The organism is Microcystis sp. LE19-41.2A (assembly GCF_027530405.1).
In the GTDB taxonomy this organism is placed as follows: domain Bacteria; phylum Cyanobacteriota; class Cyanobacteriia; order Cyanobacteriales; family Microcystaceae; genus Microcystis; species Microcystis aeruginosa.
In genome coordinates this window covers 1-2252 of sequence record NZ_JAPZQJ010000533.1, presented here as the reverse complement: position 1 = coordinate 2252, position 2252 = coordinate 1, and the positions used below count along the sequence as shown (strand labels likewise).

General features: G+C 53.5%; 1 protein-coding gene. It reads left to right on the top strand.

Translation table 11 applies throughout. The features are described from left to right. Window positions 1–431 precede the first annotated feature (431 nt). Window positions 432–2135 (top strand): SLC26/SulP family anion transporter, encoded by a 1704-nt coding sequence (locus O9290_RS22470; RefSeq protein ID WP_288059832.1) that lies wholly within the window; start codon window positions 432–434, stop codon window positions 2133–2135. Window positions 2136–2252 lie beyond the last annotated feature (117 nt).

Sequence of the window (2252 nt, the reverse complement as noted above, 5' to 3'; positions counted from 1 at the left end):
TTGCTGAATAAATCTAAAAACCTTGTTGGGTAAGACTTTTAGACTTTTTGGAAACCAAAAAGTGCCAGATCCCGGAGTGATCGGGTGGAAAATTCCGGGACTTTTTCCCTGAAAATTAGGTAATTGACCCCCTCAAAATCGCTAAAACCCTACACCCTACACCCTACACCCTACACCCCACACCCTGCCCCCAGGAAAAACTTTTTCAGCCAACCCTAAATAGCGATCGCTTTTATTGATAACCCTCTGGAGAGGCGAGGAAAAACGCGATCGCTCGCCGACAGGAAAGTTTTCCGCCAGGGCTAAAGGTCGAGGTCGCTTTTGAAGGGAAAGTCCCGCAAAAAAGACATTCCCACTCACGGATATTTAACGCTTTCTTGCCACCAATATTCCCACAACGCCGAACTTCGATGACAGGAGAAGAGATGAGGATGCCTACTCGATTAAATTTTTCTAGGGAGCGGTTTTCTCTACCCGGGTTAAAGCGCCTGCGATCCTATCGCTCGGCCTGGTTGCGGGGAGATATCATTGCGGGGATCACCGTGGCAGCCTATCTCGTTCCCCAATGTCTGGCCTATGCGGAACTGGCCGGAGTACAACCGATCGCCGGATTATGGGCGATCCTACCGCCGCTGCTCATCTATGCCCTGCTCGGTTCCTCACCACAACTCTCCGTCGGGCCAGAATCGACGACGGCAGTAATGACCGCCGCCGCTATCATGCCCCTCGTCGCGGGAGATAGTAGCAACTACGCCAGTCTGTGCAGTCTATTAGCCCTACTCGTGGGGAGCGTCTGCTGCGTCGCCGCTTTCGCCCGGTTGGGGTTTCTCGCCGATCTCCTCTCCAAACCGATCCTCGTCGGCTACATGGCCGGAGTAGCGGTGATCATGATCGTCGGTCAGTTGGGAAAAATTAGCGGGATGTCACTGAAAGCGGAATCGCTTTTCGGACAGATCGGGGAATTTTCGGGACATTTATCCGAGATTCACCCACCAACTCTGATTCTCGCCGCCGCTGTTTTAATTTTCCTGCTAGTGGTACAACGTCGCTTTCCCAATGCCCCCGGCCCTTTACTCGCAGTTCTACTGGCCACATCGGCAGTATATTTGTTCGATCTGAACGAGCGCGGCATCGCCGTGATCGGGGAAATTCCCGCCGGTTTACCGAGTTTGAAAGTACCGAGAGGTTTTTCTTCCCAGCAGCTCGTCTATTTACTCTCCTCGGCCATCGGTATCGCCCTCGTTGGCTATTCCGATAACGTCTTGACCGCCCGCGCCTTCGGGGCGAAAAACAACTATCGCATCGATGGCAATCAGGAATTACTCGCCCTGGGAGCGGTGAATATCGGTAACGGCATCATGCAAGGCTTTCCCGTCAGCAGTAGCGGCAGTCGCACGGCGATCGGCGATTCTCTGGGCAGTCGATCGCAACTGTTTTCCCTCGTGGCTTTTCTGATCGTGATTTTGGTACTTTTGTTCTTGCGCCCGCTGCTATCCCTGTTTCCGAAAGCGGCCCTGGGGGCGATCGTGATTTACGCCGCGCTCCGTCTGATCGAGATCTCGGAGTTCAACCGTCTGCGTTGTTTCAAAACCAGCGAGTTCCGATTGGCGCTCGTCACCATGTTCGGTGTCCTGGCCACCGATATCCTCGTCGGGGTGGGCGTTGCCGTGGGGTTATCGGTGGTCGATCTGTTCGCACGGCTGATGCGACCACACGATGCGGTTTTGGGGGAAGTGCCGAATCTGGCGGGCCTGCACGACATCGAGGATTGGCAGGGCGCGACGACGATCCCCGGATTGGTTCTCTACCGTTACGACGCGCCCCTCTGTTTCGCCAACGCCGAGAATTTTCGGAAACGGGTAATAGCGGCGATCGAGGCGGAGAAAGTCCCCGTCGAGTGGTTCGTTCTCAACGCCGAAGCGATTCTAGATATCGATATTACGGCGGTCGATATGTTGAAAGAATTACATCGAGAATTAATCGGTAGTGGTATTACTTTTGCCATGGCGCGGGTGAAGCAAGATTTATATCAGCAATTAAAAAAAGGAGACCTATCCGAGACGATCTCGACCGAACGTATTTATCCAACCCTAGAGGAAGCGATCGAGGCGTTTCATCGGAAATTTTGGGTCTGAAACCCCGCCGTTCTAGGTTGGCTTTACGTTAGAATTAAAAGGCCAGTCTCGAAAACCAAGTGGACGGCGCAGCACCTTGAAAACTCGGCTTAGGGGGTTCCGACCAGAAAAGCTTGG